Genomic DNA, 18,919 nt, shown 5'->3' on the forward strand with positions numbered 1-18,919 from the left:
CGATGACCGCTTTGGCCGCGCGTCCCGACAGTCAGCAGTCCGAGCAGGATCCGCGTGACCCGGAGTTGCGCTTGGCGCAGCTGTTGGACGCGGACTCGATCGTGCCGCTGCATCCGCGGGATGCCAGCGGCATGTACGCGGTGCGGGGCCGGATCTCCGGGGCGAAAGTGATCGTGTACTGCAGTGATGCCACGAAGAAGGGTGGTGCGCTGGGCTCCGAGGGATGTGGGCACATCGTCGAGGCCATCGACACGGCGGTGCGGGAGCGGTGTCCGGTCCTCGGTGTGTGGCACTCCGGGGGTGCTCGGATCCCCGAGGGGGTCGAGTCGCTGGATGGCATGGGTCAGATGTTCGCGGCGATGATCCGCGCTTCGGGCAAGGTGCCGCAGGTCTCGGTGGTGGTCGGTCCGGCTGCGGGTGGTGCCGCCTATGGTCCGGCGCTGACCGATGTGGTGATCATGGCTCCGGCCGGTCGGGTGTTCGTCACCGGGCCGGATGTGGTGCGCAGCGTGACCGGTGAGGAGATCGACCAGGACGGGCTCGGCGGTGCCGAGGCACACGGCAAGAAGTCCGGGGTCGTGCACGTCGTGGCCCGTGACGAGCCGGATGCCTACCGCCGAGCCCGGCACCTGACCGGGCTGTTCGCCCGGCCGGGCCTGTTCGACCTGCAGTCGGTGCAGACCGAGCAGGACCTGCGTGCGCTGCTGCCGGAAACCGCACGGCGGGCCTACGACGTCAAGCCGGTGATTCGGGGCATTCTCGACACCGATGCCGACGGGACCAGCGATTTCGCCGAGCTGCAGGGCAAGTGGGCGCCCAACGTCGTGACCGGACTGGGCAGGCTCGGAGGTCGCACCGTGGGTGTGATCGCCAACAACCCGCTGCGCAAGGGCGGGTGCCTGGACTCGCTGTCGGCGGAGAAGGCCGCCCGGTTCGTGCGCATGTGCGACTCGTTCGGGATTCCGCTGCTGGTGATGGTCGACGTGCCCGGCTACCTGCCCGGGGTGGGCCAGGAATGGGGCGGTGTCGTGCGCCGGGGCGCGAAACTGCTGCATGCCTTCGGTGAGGCCGTCGTGCCGCGGGTGACCCTGGTGACGCGGAAGTCCTACGGCGGTGCCTACATCGCCATGAACGCCCGCTCGCTGGGCGCGACCACGGTGTTCGCCTGGCCGGAGGCCGAGGTCGCGGTCATGGGCGCCAAGGCAGCGGTCGGCATCCTGCACCGCAAGGCCATCGCCGCCGCCCCCGAGGAGGAGCGCGAGGCCCTGCAGGACAAGCTCACCGAGGAGCACCAGCAGGTCGCAGGCGGCGTCGACCGCGCGAAATCCATCGGCGTCGTCGACGAGGTCATCGAACCCAAGGAGACCCGCCGCCGCGTCGCCGAAGCACTCGCCGCCGCCCCCACCGGCAGCGGCAACCACGGCAACATCCCCCTGTGAGGCGTACCACCACCGATCTCCGGTGATCGGTCGGTGATTCGGGGAGAACCGGATGTCCCCGGCAGGAACCGCGTCAGCACGGTCGGGGCAGGGAACTGTCGGGCAGGCCCACGCCGAACCGGAGTCCACCCGAATCCCGCACGACCGGATAGACCACGCGCCAACGCAGGCACGGAACCTGCATCGACGGGGGTGCATCCGAGGGGGCCTGCGTACTGGTGAACGTCAGCAGCACACGGAAGGAGTCCTGCGGACCGGGCATGATCCGCAGGACTCTGATGCTGCCGTCCCGGGTGGTCCGATACTCCGCACGCCAGCTGCTTTCCGGCAGCCGCCGCTGCTTCTCCGCCACGACCGTGGTTTTCCACCGGTCGTAGCGCTTGAGATTGATGGAATTGAAGTGCGTCTGCAGCAGGATGCGCACGGCAGCATGGTCGGGGTGCTCGGCTGCGCTCGGGCTCAGCTTGACGCGGGCCGAGCCCGGTGCTTTCTCCGGCACCGCCGAAGCGCTCGACACAGGCGGCTCCGACGTTGCGAGTGGCGAATCGCCGTACAACGTGCGCGCCGCCGCCCCGGCAGCGACGGCGGCGAAGAGGACGAGGACGGCGACAGGCGTCCCCCACTTCCACCACGGAAACCCCGAATATCCGGGGCGGCCAAACACACGCACCCTGCCGACCTTGCCACACCGGCTGGCGAGCACCGCCGGAGGCGTGGCGGGCTCCGGTGCACCCCCGTGGTCCTCCTGGCCGTCTCTTCGTCTACCCGACGTGGTGGAGCCAGGTGACCGGGGCACCGTCTCCGGCGCGGCGGAACGGTTCGAGCGCATCGTCCCAGGCCGCTCCCAGCAACTGATCGATGCGGTGACCGAACGCGTCGGCAACATCGCTGTTCGTCGCCAGCGTGCGCAACTGGTCCTCCTTGACCACGATGTCGCCGTTGGCGCCGGTACAGGCACGCCACAGGCCGAGTTCGGGAACGTGGCAGAACCGCTGCCCGTCCATCCCCGGACTGGGGTCCTCGGTGACCTCGAAACGCAGCATCGGCCAGGCGCGCAGGGCGCTCACCAGTCGAGCTCCGGTTCCCGGTTCGGCTGACCAGGTGCATTCGGCACGCAACTGCCCCGGTGAGGCCGGTTGTTCCGTCCAACGCAGATCCGTCCGAGTGCCGAGCGCACCGGAGATCGCCCACTCGACGTGCGGACAGACTGCAGCCGGCGACGAATGAACGTAAACCACACCTTCTGTCGGGCCACGGGCGCTGCCACGGGTGCTCACTGCTGACCTCCGCTGTTCGACGAGGGACGTCTTCCCCTACGGCCTCGTACCAGCTCGATCACCAGTCGATCACTCGCCGCATTATTCTGCATCGTCGGTGCGTACCCGCGCCACAGGAGATTTCCTTCGACACCGAGTCCGAACCGGGGCCGAGCGGAAGATCCACAGCCGTTCCTGCCCGCTCCCGTGGAAGAAAACCGCAGTTCCCGGCGCTATCGGACGCTTCCGCACTCCGCTGAACACAGCAGCGGATTCGGCGAGATACGCATATCGATACCACCCGAAAGAGTCAGTACCGGGATAGTCGGCAGCCCCGATCCACCGGTGCCGGATCCCGCACCGGACTCACAGTCCGTAGGACTCCAGCAAGCGCAACCACACTTCGCTGATCGTGGGGAACACGGGTACCGCATGCCACAGACGGTCGAGAGGAACCTCACCGGTCACCGCGATCGTTCCGGCGTGCACGAGTTCGGCCACATCCTGACCGACGAAGGCAGCACCGAGCAGCACACGGCGGTCCTCGTCGACAACGATGGCGGCTCTGCCCCGATACCCATCGGCATGGAGCACCGCACCCGCCACCTGAATATCGAGCTCGACGGTGCGGACCCGGTATCCCTCCTGCCGCGCTTGCGAAGCCGTCCGTCCCACCCTGGCGACTTCCGGATCGCTGAACACCACCTGCGGCACGGCATGCTGATTGGCCGTCGTCGTGTAGTGGCTCCACGCGGGTGCGTCGGTCACCTCCGTGCCGTTCGCCCGCGCCGCGATCACATCCGCCACAATGCGTGCGGCGTACTTGCCCTGATGAGTGAGCTTGGTCTGGTCGGTGACGTCTCCCGCCGCGTAGAGCCAGTTTCCCGGAACTCCCCGGACCAGGCCATGGTCATCGACCTGCAGCGGCTTGCCCGCCTCGAGACCCACCGTGTCCACCCCCAGGTCATCGGTGGCGGCGCGGCGCCCGGTGGCCACCATCAGATGCTGGGGTCGCACGGTCATGCCGTCGGCAAACTCCAGAACGAGTCCCGCATCACCTGCCGACACGCGCCTGAGATCGGCCTCCATGTGCAGCGTGACACCATCCGCACGCAGACCTTCGGCGACCAGGTCCCCGGCGAACTCCTCCATTCCGGACAACGGTCGCGCTTCGGTGTCGATCAGTGTGACCGCGCTGCCCAGTCGCGCCCACGCCTGCGCGAGTTCGACGCCCACTACCCCGGCACCCAGTACGGCCAGGCTGCGAGGCACCTCCTGCGCCGATGTTCCTTCCCGGGAACTCCACGTCTCGACCTCGTCCAACCCCGGAATCGGCGGTTTGCTCGACACACTGCCCGCACACAGCACGACCGCCTGCCGAGCCCGCAGCCGCGTGGTTCCCTCGGCACCGCTGACCGAGAGCTCCCGCTCCCCGACGACCCGACCACGGCCACGCAGGACCTCCACCCCCGCGTGCTGTGCCCAGTCGACCTGAGCGGTGTCCTCCCAGTACTCGGCGAACGCATCACGTCGCTCCAGCACCGCCCGCGTATTCAGCTGTTCGGGCCGCACCGCCTCGCGCGCACCACCGACCCGCCGTGCGGCAGCCAACGCCTGTCCCGAGCGCAGCAGCGCCTTACTGGGCATGCAGGCCCAAAACGAGCACTCACCGCCCAGCAGTTCCGCTTCGACCACCACCGCCGACAGCCCTGCGGCCACAGCCCGGGCAGCCGCGTTCTCCCCGGTCGGCCCTGCTCCGACCACCACGACGTCGTACTCGAGATTCGCCTCCACCATGCATGTCAGCCCAGTACATCCGCCCCCTTTCGGCAACTCGGCGCTTCCGTTCGTCCCTGCCTCCGCGGGCCGCGTAGGGCGGGAGATTCCGCAGGGCACCGACGGATGGCCCCCTTCGCCGGGGTACCTCGCTCACCCGGCCGGGCACCGGCTCGGCCGGAGCCACCGGATCATCGGCCGGTGGCATCACCTGATCGGGCAGCATCGACATCGGTGTGTTCGGCGAATCACCGATCGACCGGGGCGGGAATAATCGACGGCAACACGTGTTTCCCCGAATGCTCGGACATACACGATTGTCCACAGTACCGTGTTCTTCCCGACACATCGGTCACAGTGGACAATAATTGCCTGCGACAGCCCTGTGAGGAGGAAGGCGACTTCGTGATCCGCGCGACACGAAGGCGCCCAGATGCGAATGAAATTCGGTATCTCGACGTTCGTCACCGACGAGGGAATCGCCCCCGCCGAACTCGGCAAGGCCCTGGAGGACCGCGGATTCGACTCGCTGTTCCTGGCCGAGCACACCCACATCCCGGCCAGTCGGGAAACCCCTTATCCCGGCGGTGAGCCACTGCCACGGATCTACTACCGCACCCTCGACCCGTTCGTGAGCCTGACCGCCGCCGCCACCGCCACCGAACACCTGCTCGTGGCCACCGGCATCGCACTGATCATCGAACGTGATCCGATCACCACGGCCAAGGAGGTCGCCAGTCTCGACCACATCTCGGGCGGCCGGGCGATCTTCGGTGTCGGCGCGGGCTGGAACCGCGAGGAGATGCGCAACCACGGCACCGACCCGGCTCGTCGCGGTGCCGTGATGGACGAGCGCATCCGGGCCATGCAGGCGATCTGGACCCGAGACGAAGCCGAGTTCCACGGCGAACACGTCGACTTCGACCCGATCCACTCCTGGCCCAAGCCCGTTCAGCAGCCACATCCGCCCATCTACGTCGGCGGGGAAAGCAAACGTTCCGCGGAGCGTGTGGCCGAGTACGGCAGTGGATGGCTACCCCGCGCGGGCACGGAGGACCTCGGCAGCCGGATCGAGCGCGTGCGCGACCGGGCGGGATGGCGCGTCCCCGTGTCGCTGTATGCGGCACCGGACGACACATCCGCCCTCGACGACTATGCCCGGGCCGGAGTGGACAGAGTGCTGTTCTCGCTGCCGACCAGACCGCGGGACGAGACGCTGCAGTATCTCGACCGGCTCACCGGGGCAATCCAGGCGTGAGGGCTGCCCGCTCATCGGTTCCGCGATGACGAGCCAGCCGGAAACGGTGATGAAGACGGTAACCATCGGCCTGGCCACATCGCCATGCCCACGGCTACCGTCGTCAAGTAGGTGATTGTTGAATTACCTGTGCCGACCGGCAGCTTGCACCTGCCGGTCGGCACCTACCCGCACTGCGGGCACTTGGGTGGACCGCCGCCCTGAGGCGGAATCGTCGGCCCCCCGCACTGGGGGCACATCGCTGACGTCACTCCTGTTCGTGATGTACCTCCGAGCAGTCGTCGGCCGTGACCGCCTCAACCCAGAGGTCCAAACGGTCATGCTCACGGATGATCGAGACGTACACGCTGTCACCACGCGCGGCGGTGATCTCGTCGGCAAACCGGTCATGATCGAGGTGTCCGCTGTCACCGACGTGCCCCCATCCGGCATTCTCCCCGAGCAACTTCACCGCAGTCCGGAGTGAGTGCTCGTGGCTCATCTCCGCCAACCACCGGGCCACGGCTCTCGGATTGCACAATGCCTCGTCGGGCTCACGCGTGAGGCGGTCGGCACGCGTGGACGCATCCTGCTTCTCTCGGACTTCGCTGTAAGCGTGCCAGTGTTTGCCGCTTCGCTGCCAGTCATCCGGATCATTCATGCGCTTTACTCCGCTCGCGATCGTTCGTGCGCCCACCTCCCTCCCGTGGAGGCATGGAACGGTGAGCGATGTGCTCCGGGGCACACCGTTCGCTGACTTTGATCGATACAGTATCGCCGATCGCGATCTTCGGCCGGGCCCCCGTATTACTGGGCCATTCGGGCGGAACAGCATATTCGTGCGCTCCTCCGAGAGGAGCACCACAATGCATCCTGAACGGACCAATCGGGAAGGCGTCCGGATGCCGTGAATCGACCGCGAAAAGTGTGCCAGGAGGCACCGGTAAGCTGCGGCGCTACAACGCTGTCGGCAAGCTGATGGTGCGGGCTCGGCTGAACCACCCCAGGCGAAGCCGGCCGCGTGAGCCGAGCGGATTACTCATGCAACTGTCCGGGCCGGCACGGCGTCGTGCCGGCCCGGACAGCATGCATTGCCGAAAGGGCCTCCCGCGTACGGCAGCTCAGCCGCTTGTGGGCGGGCGGTCCACGAGCTGGCTGAGGTAAAGCTGTTCCCCCAGTTTGTCGATCAATTCCAGCTGGGTCTCCAGGTAATCGATGTGGTGCTCTTCGTCCCGGAGGATGGCCTCGAAGAGATTCGCCGTGGTGATGTCGCCCTTTTCCCGGCACATCGAGATGCCGGGCTTGAGGCGATCGATAACCTCGACCTCGATGGCCAGATCGGAGTTGAACTGCTCTCTGATCGTCTGGCCGATCCGCAGAGTGAACAGCCGCTGGTAGTTCGGCAGCGCTTCCAAGAACAGGATGCGATCACTGATCCACTCGGCGTGCCGCATCTCCTCGAAGGACTCCCCGCGAGTATGCTCGGCCAACTTGGTGAAGCCCCAGTTTCCCTGCATCTTCGAGTGCAGGAAGTACTGGTTGATCGCAGTGAGTTCACTGGTGAGCTGCTCATTGAGCAGCGAGATGACCTCGTCGTCGCCTTGCATGCGTTCTGACCTCCAGCCTCCAGGTTTCTCAGACTGTATAGCCAGGGCAAGCGGATACTCACGACAGCAAGAGGGCGTGCCGAGCAAAGCTACCCGATTCAGCGACACCCGCTGCGCTGTCAGGCGCTGTACGGCAACGAAGCGGAGGGATCGACCGCACTTCCCTCCGACTCGGTCTCATCGAGCATGCGGCCGAGCCGCTTCACGCAGCTACCGCAGCCGGTACCCGCACCGCAACGCTCGCCGATCTCATCCACCGTGCGCGCCCCTGCAAGAATGCAGCCCCGCACCTGCGTTTTGGTGACCGCAGCGCAGATGCATGCGTACATGAGATCAGACCCCTCTCATTCGTAAGGCAAGCCTAATCAAACCATCCGGAGTCCTCGGTGTGCAAGACCCAATTACGTTCTTGATCAGCGAAAACGCTGAGAGGAGGCCCACCACCGGGGCGCGTGATCAGGGGCGAAGGCCCGGTCTTCCGTGTGGAGAACACCTCGATGTGCCGGTTGCGTCTCTCCGTGACCGAGGGGACATTGAGGCGTTCCTCGGTGCACGGGAGGATGGTGCCGCCGGGAAAACTGCGGCACGGGTAACTTCGGAGTGGGGCGGGTCGGACTTGAACCGACGTCTAACGGATTATGAGTCCGCTGCTCTAACCTGCTGAGCTACCGCCCCTGTCATGTGGCTGGGGGGATCCTAGCGAGTACTCACGATACGGCGGAGTCCGGGGCGTTGATCGCCTCGGCAGCCGCGGAGCGAACGGGCCGGCGCCTCCCGTGGGACGCGCCGACCGTGGATTCGCCCTCGTACAGCGGTTACCGGCCCATGAGCACCGCGATGTCGAACGAGCCGGTGACCTCGCCGATGATCACTGCGGTTGCCAACAGCGCGCTGATGCCCGCCACCGTCAACACTGCCAGCATGATCAGGTAGACGAGCGCCTTGAGCGGCTTCGGCAACCGGGTCACCGAAGACAGGTCGGGCAGCCAGAAGTGTGGTTCCTTGCCGATCCCTGGTGTGGACATTGCTGCTCCCCCGTTCCGTTGCGTCCCCGTCTTCCGGCCCCACTGCTCCGGGAACGAAAAGCAATGGGCCTACTCTCGTGTATAACTCACCGTGAAGCCGCTCTGCCCGCTGGAAAATCCCCCACGAATCGGCGCGATCATCATCCGCATGCGTACTGGCCTGCGAAGATGGCGACATCTTCGCCGACCGGTACAGCAACGGCATCGCCCACGATCCCCGGATCGTTATCCGAGTCTGACCTCTTCGACACCCATCGCTCACTTAGGTGACGAACTCATCACGGGAGTACTCCTCGTGACCGTCCGCAAACACCGAGAGGGCGCCGACATCATCGGCGCCCTCTCGGTCTGAGCTCCTCCGACTGGACTCGAACCAGTAACCCTTCGGTTAACAGCCGAATGCTCTGCCATTGAGCTACGGAGGAATGTTCGGTTCTCATCACCGGCTGCCCGCTGACGTCACCCAGTTTAGCGCATGGTCCGGAGCGGGTTCACACCCCCCTCCCTTGCGCTTCGGTGAACCTGTGACCAGGAACTCCGCCACACTCGCAGTGGCCCCACCGCCGGAAGCTGCTGAGCGGGACTTTGCTATTGGAAGTCGCTGCTGGAGCTGCTGCAGCGGCACCACCGATCCTACCGCGCCGAGAGCAGCGATCCGCCGAGGCACTACTGCCGGTACGCGACGGCGAAGATGCGCCGGAAGGGGAACCACGTGGTGCCGTCGGCGCGCTGTGGGTAAGCCGTACGCAGGCGCGGCGCGAGTTCGGCCCGGAACCGCTGCCATCGACTCTCGTCGAGTGCCGCCTCGATGGGGCGCAGCGCCGTACCACCGAGCCACTCCAGCACGGGATCCGCACCACGCAGCCGGTGGACATACGTGGTTTCCCACGCGTCGACCTCGAGACCGAGGTCGGCGATCGCCTCGGCGTAACCGGTCGCAGGCAGCACGCAGTCCGGTTTGCACAACAGTTCTTCGAGATGATCGGGCCATTCCGGCTCCGCCACCAGTTCGTACAGGCTCCGGTGGGCAGGTGCCTCGAAGTTGCCCGGTACCTGGAACGCGAACCATGCCCCCGGCGGCAGAGCGGGCAGCCATGCCCGCAGCAATGCGACGTGTTCGGGAACCCACTGCAGCACGGCGTTGCACACGACCACGTCGGCATCCGCTGCGGGGCGCCAGTCGCGGACATCCGCCAACCGAGCATCGATACCTTCCGCGCGCGCTGCCCGCACCATCTCGGGCGAGGCGTCGGTCGCTTCGACCGTCGCTTCCGGCCACCGGACCGAAAGCAGCGGCGTGAGGTTTCCCGCACCACAACCGAGGTCGACGACGCGGCGAGGATTCCGCGCGCCGACCCGAGCCAGCAGATCGTGCGCAGGACGGTCACGGTGCTCGGCGAAGGCCAGATACTGCTGTGGATCCCACATGCGTGCCTCTCGTCCGGCAACGGGGCAGTATGCCCGTACTGTATCGCCGATGATCAGTGCACGCGAGTACTCGGCGGGCAGCGCTCACTGTCGGCGGGATTCGCGTACCGCACGCATCCGCTCGGACACCTCGGACGCAAACCCGGTCAGCGCTTGCTCGTCCGTGCCACGGTCGGCTCGTACCTGCAGGACGATGCCGTCCCGGCCGGGGATTCGGCGCTGTACGAACCAGGCACCTCCGCCGGGAAGCTCACGATGATGGCTCGATCGAATCGATCCCGTCACTCGCGCGTGCACCGTCTCGGGCACACGCCCGGGCGAGGACAGCGCGAACCGCTGCGCAGAGCGATCGCGTAGCAGCACGGCCGAACCCGCCGTGCCGGACTCCTCGGCCTCGATCAGGGTCAGCACTCCGCCATTCCAGGTCGCCTTGCTCAGCAGGTGCCATCCGACACGTCGTGGGGAATCGCCCTCCGGCAGCCACAGGCCCAGACTCGTGGCGACCAGCGCGCCGCCACCGCTTTCGGCAACAGCCAGGACCTGCTCGTCCGGTTCCAGGCAACCGCGGAAGTCACGGGGCAGGGCGGCCGTTCCGCTCAGGCGCGCCAGAAACCGCCGCAGCCACGAGATCATACGACACCACCCATGGCCTGCTCCAGCAACGACTTGCGGTACTGCTCCAGCGCCACCAGGTCACCGAACAGCGCATGATACTCATCGGCGTCATCCAGCGGCGACAACCGCTGCACGCGCGACTTGATGTCGGCAATCTGGCCTGCCACGAGGTTCTCCTGCAATCTGGCGATCACTCCGGTGACGTACCGATGATCCTGCTCGGATTTCGTGTCCGGCGTCTCCACGGCGAGTTGAGTGAGCAGACTGCGAGCCACCGCACTGTCACAGCACTGATGCACAGCATTGATCAGCGCCGGACCGGCAAGCCCCGACACGGTGCCACCCGCCGCGAGTATCGCCTGGTGCAGCTCTTTGTAAACGGGCTCGGTGAAGGCCTCCTCCGGCAGCGAGTCGTAAACCGGGCCGGCCAGGGCAGGCATCTGCAGCGCGGCCTTCAGCGTCTCGCGCTGTGACCAGCGAGGAAGATCATGCCGAGGCGGTCGTGGCGGCAGTTCGGCCTCGGTTCCCAGCGTCTCCTGCCCGGCAGGCCGTGCCTGCTTCCTCCGTGGTTTGGCGGAGGTCCCTCCGGCCGACTCACGAACGCGTCGTACGACCTGCTTCTCGTCGTCCCAGCCGGTCCACCACGTCAGGTTGACGGCATAACCGTCTCGGCTGGCGGGGTCCTTGATCTGGGCGACCAGCGGCACAGTGCGCTGCAGCGCCGCCACCCGGCCCTCCACCGAATCCAGGTCGTACCCGGTCAGCAGGCTGCGGATGGCGAATTCGAACAGCGGCCGCCGCCGCGCGACCAGATCCCGCACCGCCGCGTCACCGGAATTCTGCCGCAGCTCGCACGGATCCATGCCGTCGGGCGTGATCGCGACGTAGGTCTGGGTGGCGAACTGCTGCTCACCGTCGAAGGCCTTCAACGCGGCCTTCTGTCCGGCCTCGTCGCCGTCGAAGGTGTAGATCACCTCGCCGCGGAAGGCGTCGTCGTCCATCATGAGCCGGCGCAGCACGGCGACATGCTCATCGCCGAACGCGGTACCGCAGGAGGCGATCGCCGTGGGCACCCCGGCCAGGTGCATCGCCATCACGTCGGTGTAGCCCTCGACGACCACGGCCTGATGCCGTTTGGCGATCTCGCGCTTGGCCAGGTCGATACCGAACAGCACCTGTGACTTGTTGAAGATCGGCGTGGCCGAGGTGTTGACGTACTTGGCTTCGATCGGGTCATCGTCGAAGATGCGCCGTGCTCCGAAGCCGACCACGTCCCCACCCAGATCCTTCAGCGGCCAGAGCAGGCGCCGATGGAACCGGTCGATCGGTCCGCGGCGCCCTTCCCTGGACAGTCCCGCCTTGTAGAGCTCCTCCAGATCAAAGCCCTTGCCCAGCAGATGCTTCGTCAGCCGGTCCCAGCCGCTCGGGGCGAACCCACAGCCGAACATGGTCGCGGCGGCCTCATCGAACCCTCGCTCGGCGAGGAACTCCCGGGCCGGCTGTGCCTCCGGCGAACGCAGCTGTTCGGCGTAGAAATCCGCCGCCACACGGTGCGCCTCCACCAGTCGCGCCCGGGTACCCGGCTCGCGCCGCACCGTCGGACCACCATCGGAGTAGCGGAGTTCGACTCCCGCACGATCCGCCAGCCGTTCCACGGATTCGACGAAGCCGAGGTGTTCGGTCTTCATCAGAAACGCGATGACATCGCCGCCCTCACCGCATCCGAAGCAGTGGAAGGTGCCGTGACTGGAGCGCACGTTGAACGATGGTGTCTTCTCGTCGTGGAACGGGCACAAGCCCTTGAGAGCACCACCGCCTGCGCCGCGCAACGCGACATACTCGCCGACGACATCGTCGATCCGGTTACGTTCGCGGACTTCGGCGATGTCGCTTTCCCGGATCCGTCCCGCCACGCCCGCCAGTTTAGAGGTCGGGGGCAGGTCGGCCGACGGTCTCCCCATCACCCGGGCCGTTGTGAAATTTCGCGAGAAATTGGCAGCGCCCCCACCGGCATCGAGCAGGCAGGAGGCCGGGTACGGCGACACTGTTCAGCTCGGGTCGACCACCCGCGCGAGGAAGTAGAGCGCACCGGTCGGGCGGTGCCGCACGAGGAACAGGAACGGGCGATCGACCTCGACCCGGATCGGCTCCTCCTCCCGGACCGCGGAGACAAGGCGCATCACGGCGGCGGTGGCGGCGGCACCTTCGAGCCCGTGCTCGTCCACCCGCAGCACCGACTGGTGCACCATCGCCGACACGCGCAGTGGGGATGTGGTCAACGGGGAGAAGTCGGCCGCCGGGGTGAACAGCGTGTGCGCCCCGAGTGCGCCGAGCGGGCGTTGTAGCTCGGCATCTCCCGTCACCTCGAACCGGGGCAGCAGCAACTCGATGCGCCGCTGTCCGGCCGAGGACACCAGGGCATCCAGCCGCGCGGCGTCCAGACCGGACTCGGCAGGCCCCGGTTCACCGTCCGGGAGCAGCACCACGGCTTCGACATCGCCTGCGGTGGGCAGAGTCACCACCTGCCACCCGTCGTGGGAGGCATAACCGAGCAGGCGCGTCACTCGCATCGTGGGCACGTCTCGTCTCCCCCACGGGGTGTGGAAAGGAACGGGCTCGGTGGCGTGCTCGTCGAAGGGCTCGGTCCATGAAGCTTTCAGGTACAGGGCATTGACCAGGGCTGCCACCGTGTCGGGATCGACCGTGCCGGGGTGGAGCAATTCCGGGATCAAACCGCGCGTGGTTTCGGCGACATCGGCGTTGATCCGCCGACGCGCCTGGTCCGGAGCCGACCGGAATGCCGTGTTCCGCAGCGCGCTGCCCGGCCAGTCCCGGATCGCCTGCAGGTAGGACTCCTCGACCGGGAGTGCCTCGTCGGCCCACAGCGTATTGGCGACGGCCAGTTCCGGAGCGTCCTCGGCACCGAGGTTGCCCGGATCGGCCGCACCGCCGAGCAATTCGAGGAGTTCGGTGAGACCGGCGTTGCTTTCCGTGGCACGCAACGCTGTGAACAGTTCCGCACGGGTGCGACCGCCCGTAGCGGCCGCGGCCAACCCCAGGGCACTGGCCACCGAGTAGGGCGACCAGCAGAAGTTCTCCTTCGCAGGAGGGGTGAGCTGACGATGCAGGGACAGGCTGAAGTCGAGGTGGTTGCTCACGGCCGCGCTGGACTCCCTCCACATGGGCGGGTTCGACATCGATGATCGGTCGAACCGTCACCGAGTCTGCCAGTCGCAGGCGCCGGACGGAGCCCGGCGAGCCGCTCGGCAATCACCGAGGCGACTCGTCGGTACCCGGTCCACCGGTCTCTCTCACCGGCTTGCCCTATCGGGCCCGTCTCACCGGAGCGACTCTTCGATGTCCGACAGTCCCATGAGACGAAGTTCCTGGGCGATGTAGTCGGCTGCGCGCTGTGCTTCGGGGTCCTGCCAGCGCAGGTCGTTGACCCAGGCGGCCAGATCGTCGGTGTTGATGTACGGCTCGCCATCGGCGACGAGCTTCTGGATGTAGTGCCGGTTCGGTTGCTCGGTCACGGCGTTTCTCCTTGCGGCGTGGGCTCGGGGCGCCCGGCCGCAGAGTACGGGGTCGGGGTCGGGATCGGGGGTTCACCCGAATCAGCGACGCTGATCCGAATAAACGATACGCTGTGTAAGTATTTTGCCGAAAGGGGTCCGGCTTATGCCGCCTGACCTGACATAGGTCACATCATCGCCGAGTCGGTGCCTACACACTGTTGATGCCACGCGGAGGCTTGAGCATCGGTCAGCGAGGCAACCTGGTCCAGCACCACCCGGAGCCGGGCACTGTCGTCATCGGCACCCCGCCACGCCATGGCCAGTGCGGGATCCAGCGAACCCGGCGCCGTCTCGACGAGCGCCCGGACCAGCTCGGTCAACACCACGCGCTGGCGCCGCTGCAGCCGCAACCGTTCGGGATCGCTCATGACATAGCGCAACGCCACCGCCTTGAGGACCGTGACCTCGGCGACCACCTTCTTCGGAAGCACCAGGGCGGCGCGGTACCGCGTCAGCGGCCCCGGCCCGAACGCGCTTCGGGTGTCCGATACCGCGGCAGTGGCGAACCGACCGACGAGTTCACTGGTCAGTCGCTTCAATGCGACTTGAGCCTGCAGTGATCCGTCGTAATCCAGCACTGCGGCAACAGCGGGCAGCTCGACCAGTTCCATGGCGGCCGGTTCGAGCAGTTCGACGGTTTCCGGCGAGCGGGTTTCGTGCCGGAAGTGCTTCGCCGCCATCCGCACGATCTCCGTGCGCTCCTCCGGCCGTGCCAACGCCCGCAGTGAGATCCGACCGGAATGCACCCCGTCCTCGACATCGTGCACCGAGTACGCCACATCGTCGGCCCAATCCATGATCTGGGCCTCCAGGCATCGCTGCCCCGCAGGGGCACCCTGGCGCATCCACTCGAACACGTCGAGGTCGGAGTCGTACACACCGAACTTGGTGTTGCCCGGTTGCTTCGGCCACGGGTATTTGGTCGCCGCATCGAGGCTCGCGCGCGTGAGGTTGAGCCCGCGCCCGGTACCACCGGAATCGACCAGCTTGGGTTCGAGCCGTGTCAGGATGCGCAAGCTCTGGGCATTGCCCTCGAAGCCGCCACAGCCCTCCGCAAGGGCATGCAAGGCCTCCTCTCCGTTGTGCCCGAACGGCGGATGGCCGAGATCGTGGGCCAATCCCGCGGTATCGACCACGTCCACATCGGCGCCCAGTTCGTGCGCGATTCCCCGTCCGATCTGGGCGACCTCCAGCGAGTGAGTCAACCGCGTACGCGGAACATCACCCTCACCCGGCCCCATGACCTGGGTTTTCCCAGCCAGGCGACGGAGTGCGGCGGAGTGCAGTACCCGCGCGCGGTCCCTGGCGAAGTCGGTCCGGTTCGCCACTTCCGAACCGGGCAGGGCAGCCTCTTTCGGCGGCTCCGGCAGGAGCCGCTCGGTGTCGTGCTCACCGTATCCGGGCGGATCACCGGGTTCCATCGGCCACAGCCTACGATGCCGAGCCGTCGAACTCCCGCGAACGCGACCGCTATCCCAGGCCCGCCCCGGAAATCTCCGCGGAGGAGTGGGTCAGGCGGTAGTACAGCAGGGCCGCTGTCTCCCGCAGAATGTACTGCCGCTGGATCTCGCGAGTCCGCACGATCGGGCCGGTCCGGGTGGGTGATGTCCACGCCCGCAGTCCCGCATTGTCGGCCATGATCCGGGACCGCAGCGAGTGCCACGGGTCACTGACGATCAGTGCTGTCTGCCACGCGCGTTGTTCGGCCAGATTCGCCACCGCACGGATACTGCGCAGCGTGTCCCGGCCCGTTTCGACGTCGACGACGCTCTCCGGGGAGACACCGTGGTCGACCAGCCACATCCGGCCGGCCTGAGCCTCGGTGTAGTTGTCCCCGGCCTGGTTGCCCCCCACCGTCACGATGTACTCGGAATAGCCCTGTCGGTACAGATCGAGGGCGTGCTCCAGGCGTGCCTGGAGCACTTCGGAAGGCTCACCGTTGTACTGGGCGGCCCCCAGAACGACGATCATGTCGGCCTGCCGCGCCTGATCGACCCGAGCGACCTGCCACACCCGCACCCCGGTGCCCACGACCACCAACAACGCCACCAGTGCGGTACCGAAGACGAGACGCCGCCCCGGCCGAACGGGATGTGGCCTGGAACGGGTTCCTCGGGTGGTGTCATGGAAAGTCACGCCACTCATCGTTTCAGACCCTCACCGGATCCCGCGCTGTGGCAATTTCCGGCAAAACCGCACGCCCCCGCCACAGGACCAACCGGACACCGCCTAGCAGCCGATGAGGCGCGCGGCGAGGTACGACTCCAGTTGATCCATGGCCACGCGCTCCTGAGCCATCGTGTCGCGCTCGCGGACCGTGACCGCGTGGTCGGACAACGAGTCGAAATCGATCGTCACGCAGAACGGCGTACCGATCTCGTCGTGCCGACGGTAACGGCGGCCGATCGCACCCGCATCGTCGAAGTCGATGTTCCAGTTCCGCCGCAGGCGTGCGGCCACATCACGTGCCTGCGGAGACAGGTCGGCGTTACGCGACAGCGGCAGTACCGCGACCTTGACCGGTGCCAGCCGCCGATCCAGTTGGAGCACGACACGCTTGTCGACGCCGCCCTTGGCGTTGGCGGCCTCGTCCTCACGGTAGGCATCGATGAGGAAAGCCATCATCGGCCTGCCGACACCGGCCGCGGGCTCGATGACGTACGGGCGGTAGCGGGAGTTGCTCACCTGATCGAAATAGGACAGGTCCACCCCGGAATGATTGGAATGCGTCGAGAGGTCGAAGTCGGTGCGGTTGGCGACACCTTCGAGCTCACCCCACTCCTGGCCGGAGAAGCCGAAGCGGTACTCGATGTCGACGGTGCGTTTCGAGTAGTGCGACAGCTTGTCCTTCGGGTGCTCGTAATGGCGCAGATTGTTCGGATCGACTCCCAGGTCGGTGTACCACTCGGTGCGGTTGTCGATCCAGTACTGGTGCCACTGCTCATCCTCGCCGGGTTCGACGAAGAACTCCATCTCCATCTGCTCGAACTCGCGGGTGCGGAAGATGAAGTTGCCGGGCGTGACCTCGTTGCGGAACGACTTGCCGACCTGGCCGATGCCGAACGGTGGCTTCTTGCGTGCCGTGGTCATCACGTTGAGGAAGTTGATGAAGATGCCCTGCGCGGTTTCCGGCCGCAGATAGTGCAGGCCTTCCTCGGTGTCCACCGGTCCGAGGAAGGTCTTGAGCAGGCCGTTGAACATCTTCGGCTCGGTGAACCGGCCCCGGGTTCCGCAGTTGGGGCACGGCACATCACCGAGATCGCCCTCGGCGATGTCCTTGCCGGTGCGTTCCACGTATTCCTCGACGAGTTGATCGGAGCGGAAACGCTGGTGACAGAAGGTGCACTCCACCAGCGGGTCGACGAACTCCTGGACGTGACCGGAGGCCTCCCACACCTGGCGCGGCAGGATCACCGAGGAGTCCAGCCCCACGATGTCGTCGCGGCCCTGCACCATGTACCGCCACCACTGGCGCTTGATGTTGTCCTTGAGTTCCACGCCGAGCGGGCCGTAGTCCCATGCAGACCGAGTACCGCCGTAGATCTCACCACTCGGGTAGACGAAACCACGACGCTTGCACAGGTTGACGATCGTGTCGATCTGGTCGGCGGGCACGTTCACTCCACGCTGGTCAAGGGGGCCGATCCAGTCGGGGTTGGCCGAACTGGGATGACGATGATTCTCCCAGCGTACTCAGCCGGTGCCGAGGCGCGGTCCGCCCCCACCGCTGTCCGCCGGAACGCTCCCGTTTCGACGTGGCGGGCTCAGGTCCGCCGTACGCACCGGCTCGACCAGTACGATGGAGGCGGAAAACATCCGTGTTCGAGGTGAGGCGAATGCCCGAGGCTCACCGGAGAGGAAGTCATGCCCGCCGCCGGTCCGGATCCCGTTCCAGAAAAGGCGCGGCCGACCACGGATCGCGGTGATTCGACGAGCACGGAGAGACACGGCGCAGAGCGCCCCGTTGCGGAAAATCCCGAGCCCACCGGGCATCCGGAAATCGCAACACCGCCCGAAACCGCAGGATACCCCGAAACCGCAGGGCAGGATCTGTGCTCTCCGGAGCGGACCGCACCATATCCCGCTCCCCGCTACGCTGCAGCGACACTCTCCGAGGCAGGGGAACTGCTCCGGGCGCTGGCCGCACCGATTCGTATTTCCATCGTCCTGCAATTGCGTGCCGCCGAGTGCTGTGTGCACGAACTGGTCGATGCGCTCGGGGTGACCCAGCCACTGATCAGTCAGCACCTGCGGGTGCTGAAATCCGCCGGTGTCGTCCACGGACAACGCCGCGGCCGCGAGGTCGTGTACCGCCTCGTCGACGAGCACCTGGCGCATATCGTGGTGGACGCGGTTGCCCATGCGGAGGAAACCTCCGGTGCACAATCGTCCCGGGCGCAATCAGCCGGGACACCATCGCCCGGGGCCCACACCGAATCCACGGCAACTTTGGCACAGCACAGCCGACACCGACAGGAGACAGCGTGACCACCGGCGAGCATCCCGCAGCCGCGGTCCCCGGCCTCCGGGCCACCAAGCAGCGAGCCGCCGTGTCGAAGCTGCTCAACGAGATCAACGATTTCCGGTCGGCGCAGGAACTGCACGAGCAGTTGCGCAACCAGGGCGAGGGAATCGGCCTGACGACGGTCTACCGCACCCTGCAGAGCCTTGCGGAGGCCGGGGAGATCGACGTGCTGCGCACCGAATCCGGTGAGGCGGTCTATCGTCGGTGCTCCAGCCACCATCACCACCACCTGGTCTGCCGCACGTGTGGCCGCACCGTCGAGGTCGCCGACCCCCCGGTGGAGGACTGGGCGGAGCGGATCGCGCGGGAGCACGGTTTTTCCGACGTCAGCCACACCGTGGAGATCCTCGGCGTCTGCCCCGAGTGCAGGAGCAGCTGAGCCACCGGCCCCGCGGCCGCCCCGCAGGCGCCTGCCTCGGTATTGACGCCGTCAGTA

Annotated in this window: 19 protein-coding genes and 2 tRNA genes; 4 read left to right on the forward strand and 17 right to left on the reverse strand. The window is 66.6% G+C overall.

The window, feature by feature from the left end; all coding sequences use genetic code 11:
• Window positions 1-2: 2 nt before the first annotated feature.
• Window positions 3-1,439: an acyl-CoA carboxylase subunit beta gene (locus JOF55_RS05230; RefSeq protein ID WP_310270393.1), complete on the forward strand. Its 1,437-nt coding sequence runs from the start codon at window positions 3-5 to the stop codon at window positions 1,437-1,439.
• 73 nt (window positions 1,440-1,512) lie between these two features.
• Here the strand turns inward: JOF55_RS05230 and JOF55_RS05235 are convergent, their stop codons facing one another.
• From JOF55_RS05235 to JOF55_RS05245, 3 genes are all read right to left on the reverse strand, one after another.
• Complete coding sequence (locus tag JOF55_RS05235) at window positions 1,513-1,956, reverse strand: hypothetical protein (RefSeq protein WP_310270395.1); 444 nt, start codon at window positions 1,954-1,956, stop codon at window positions 1,513-1,515.
• A gap of 244 nt (window positions 1,957-2,200) precedes the next feature.
• Window positions 2,201-2,677 carry a DUF3145 domain-containing protein gene (locus tag JOF55_RS05240; protein WP_374727398.1) on the reverse strand — a complete coding sequence of 159 codons (477 nt, stop codon included), beginning with the start codon at window positions 2,675-2,677 and terminating at the stop codon, window positions 2,201-2,203.
• A gap of 384 nt (window positions 2,678-3,061) precedes the next feature.
• Window positions 3,062-4,492: a dihydrolipoyl dehydrogenase family protein gene (locus tag JOF55_RS05245; RefSeq protein WP_310270400.1), complete on the reverse strand. Its 1,431-nt coding sequence runs from the start codon at window positions 4,490-4,492 to the stop codon at window positions 3,062-3,064.
• A 418-nt stretch (window positions 4,493-4,910) separates the two neighbouring features.
• Here JOF55_RS05245 and JOF55_RS05250 point away from each other — a divergent pair, with 418 nt between their 5' ends.
• A complete protein-coding gene (locus JOF55_RS05250) occupies window positions 4,911-5,729 on the forward strand; it encodes an LLM class F420-dependent oxidoreductase (RefSeq protein ID WP_374727399.1) in 819 nt (272 codons plus the stop codon).
• A gap of 247 nt (window positions 5,730-5,976) precedes the next feature.
• Here the strand turns inward: JOF55_RS05250 and JOF55_RS05255 are convergent, their stop codons facing one another.
• The 14 genes from JOF55_RS05255 to JOF55_RS05320 form a co-directional block, all read right to left on the reverse strand.
• A complete protein-coding gene (locus tag JOF55_RS05255; protein ID WP_310270404.1) occupies window positions 5,977-6,369 on the reverse strand; it encodes a hypothetical protein in 393 nt (130 codons plus the stop codon).
• Between the two features lie 460 nt (window positions 6,370-6,829).
• Entirely contained in the window at window positions 6,830-7,315 is a 486-nt protein-coding gene (gene bfr, locus JOF55_RS05260) for a bacterioferritin (RefSeq protein WP_310270405.1), read from the reverse strand.
• 119 nt (window positions 7,316-7,434) lie between these two features.
• Window positions 7,435-7,644, reverse strand: a complete 210-nt coding sequence (locus JOF55_RS05265) for a (2Fe-2S)-binding protein (protein ID WP_310270408.1) — start codon at window positions 7,642-7,644, stop codon at window positions 7,435-7,437.
• Between the two features lie 272 nt (window positions 7,645-7,916).
• Window positions 7,917-7,990, reverse strand: a tRNA-Ile gene (locus JOF55_RS05270).
• 140 nt (window positions 7,991-8,130) lie between these two features.
• A complete protein-coding gene (locus tag JOF55_RS05275; protein WP_310270411.1) occupies window positions 8,131-8,340 on the reverse strand; it encodes a hypothetical protein in 210 nt (69 codons plus the stop codon).
• A 353-nt stretch (window positions 8,341-8,693) separates the two neighbouring features.
• Window positions 8,694-8,765: transfer RNA gene (locus tag JOF55_RS05280), tRNA-Asn, on the reverse strand.
• Between the two features lie 241 nt (window positions 8,766-9,006).
• Window positions 9,007-9,768, reverse strand: a complete 762-nt coding sequence (locus tag JOF55_RS05285; protein WP_310270413.1) for a trans-aconitate 2-methyltransferase — start codon at window positions 9,766-9,768, stop codon at window positions 9,007-9,009.
• Window positions 9,769-9,852: 84 nt separating this feature from the next.
• Window positions 9,853-10,401, reverse strand: a complete 549-nt coding sequence (locus JOF55_RS05290) for a hypothetical protein (protein WP_310270416.1) — start codon at window positions 10,399-10,401, stop codon at window positions 9,853-9,855.
• Entirely contained in the window at window positions 10,398-12,296 is a 1,899-nt protein-coding gene (dnaG, locus tag JOF55_RS05295) for a DNA primase (protein ID WP_310270419.1), read from the reverse strand. Before dnaG ends, JOF55_RS05290 begins: the two co-directional genes overlap by 4 nt.
• A gap of 135 nt (window positions 12,297-12,431) precedes the next feature.
• Window positions 12,432-13,541 carry a serpin family protein gene (locus JOF55_RS05300; RefSeq protein WP_310270423.1) on the reverse strand — a complete coding sequence of 370 codons (1,110 nt, stop codon included), beginning with the start codon at window positions 13,539-13,541 and terminating at the stop codon, window positions 12,432-12,434.
• 180 nt (window positions 13,542-13,721) lie between these two features.
• On the reverse strand, window positions 13,722-13,916 hold the full coding sequence (locus tag JOF55_RS05305; RefSeq protein WP_310270425.1) for a hypothetical protein: 195 nt from the start codon (window positions 13,914-13,916) through the stop codon (window positions 13,722-13,724).
• 167 nt (window positions 13,917-14,083) lie between these two features.
• On the reverse strand, window positions 14,084-15,379 hold the full coding sequence (locus JOF55_RS05310) for a deoxyguanosinetriphosphate triphosphohydrolase (protein WP_310270427.1): 1,296 nt from the start codon (window positions 15,377-15,379) through the stop codon (window positions 14,084-14,086).
• A gap of 49 nt (window positions 15,380-15,428) precedes the next feature.
• On the reverse strand, window positions 15,429-16,094 hold the full coding sequence (locus JOF55_RS05315; RefSeq protein WP_310270429.1) for a YdcF family protein: 666 nt from the start codon (window positions 16,092-16,094) through the stop codon (window positions 15,429-15,431).
• Between the two features lie 93 nt (window positions 16,095-16,187).
• Window positions 16,188-17,573: a glycine--tRNA ligase gene (locus JOF55_RS05320; protein ID WP_374727229.1), complete on the reverse strand. Its 1,386-nt coding sequence runs from the start codon at window positions 17,571-17,573 to the stop codon at window positions 16,188-16,190.
• Between the two features lie 435 nt (window positions 17,574-18,008).
• On the opposite strand from JOF55_RS05320, the gene JOF55_RS05325 reads away from it, so the two are divergent.
• Window positions 18,009-18,446 (forward strand): ArsR/SmtB family transcription factor, encoded by a 438-nt coding sequence (locus JOF55_RS05325; protein ID WP_374727400.1) that lies wholly within the window; start codon window positions 18,009-18,011, stop codon window positions 18,444-18,446.
• Window positions 18,443-18,862: a Fur family transcriptional regulator gene (locus tag JOF55_RS05330; protein WP_310270435.1), complete on the forward strand. Its 420-nt coding sequence runs from the start codon at window positions 18,443-18,445 to the stop codon at window positions 18,860-18,862. Before JOF55_RS05325 ends, JOF55_RS05330 begins: the two co-directional genes overlap by 4 nt.
• Window positions 18,863-18,919 lie beyond the last annotated feature (57 nt).

This window comes from Haloactinomyces albus (assembly GCF_031458135.1).
Classification (GTDB): domain Bacteria; phylum Actinomycetota; class Actinomycetes; order Mycobacteriales; family Pseudonocardiaceae; genus Haloactinomyces; species Haloactinomyces albus.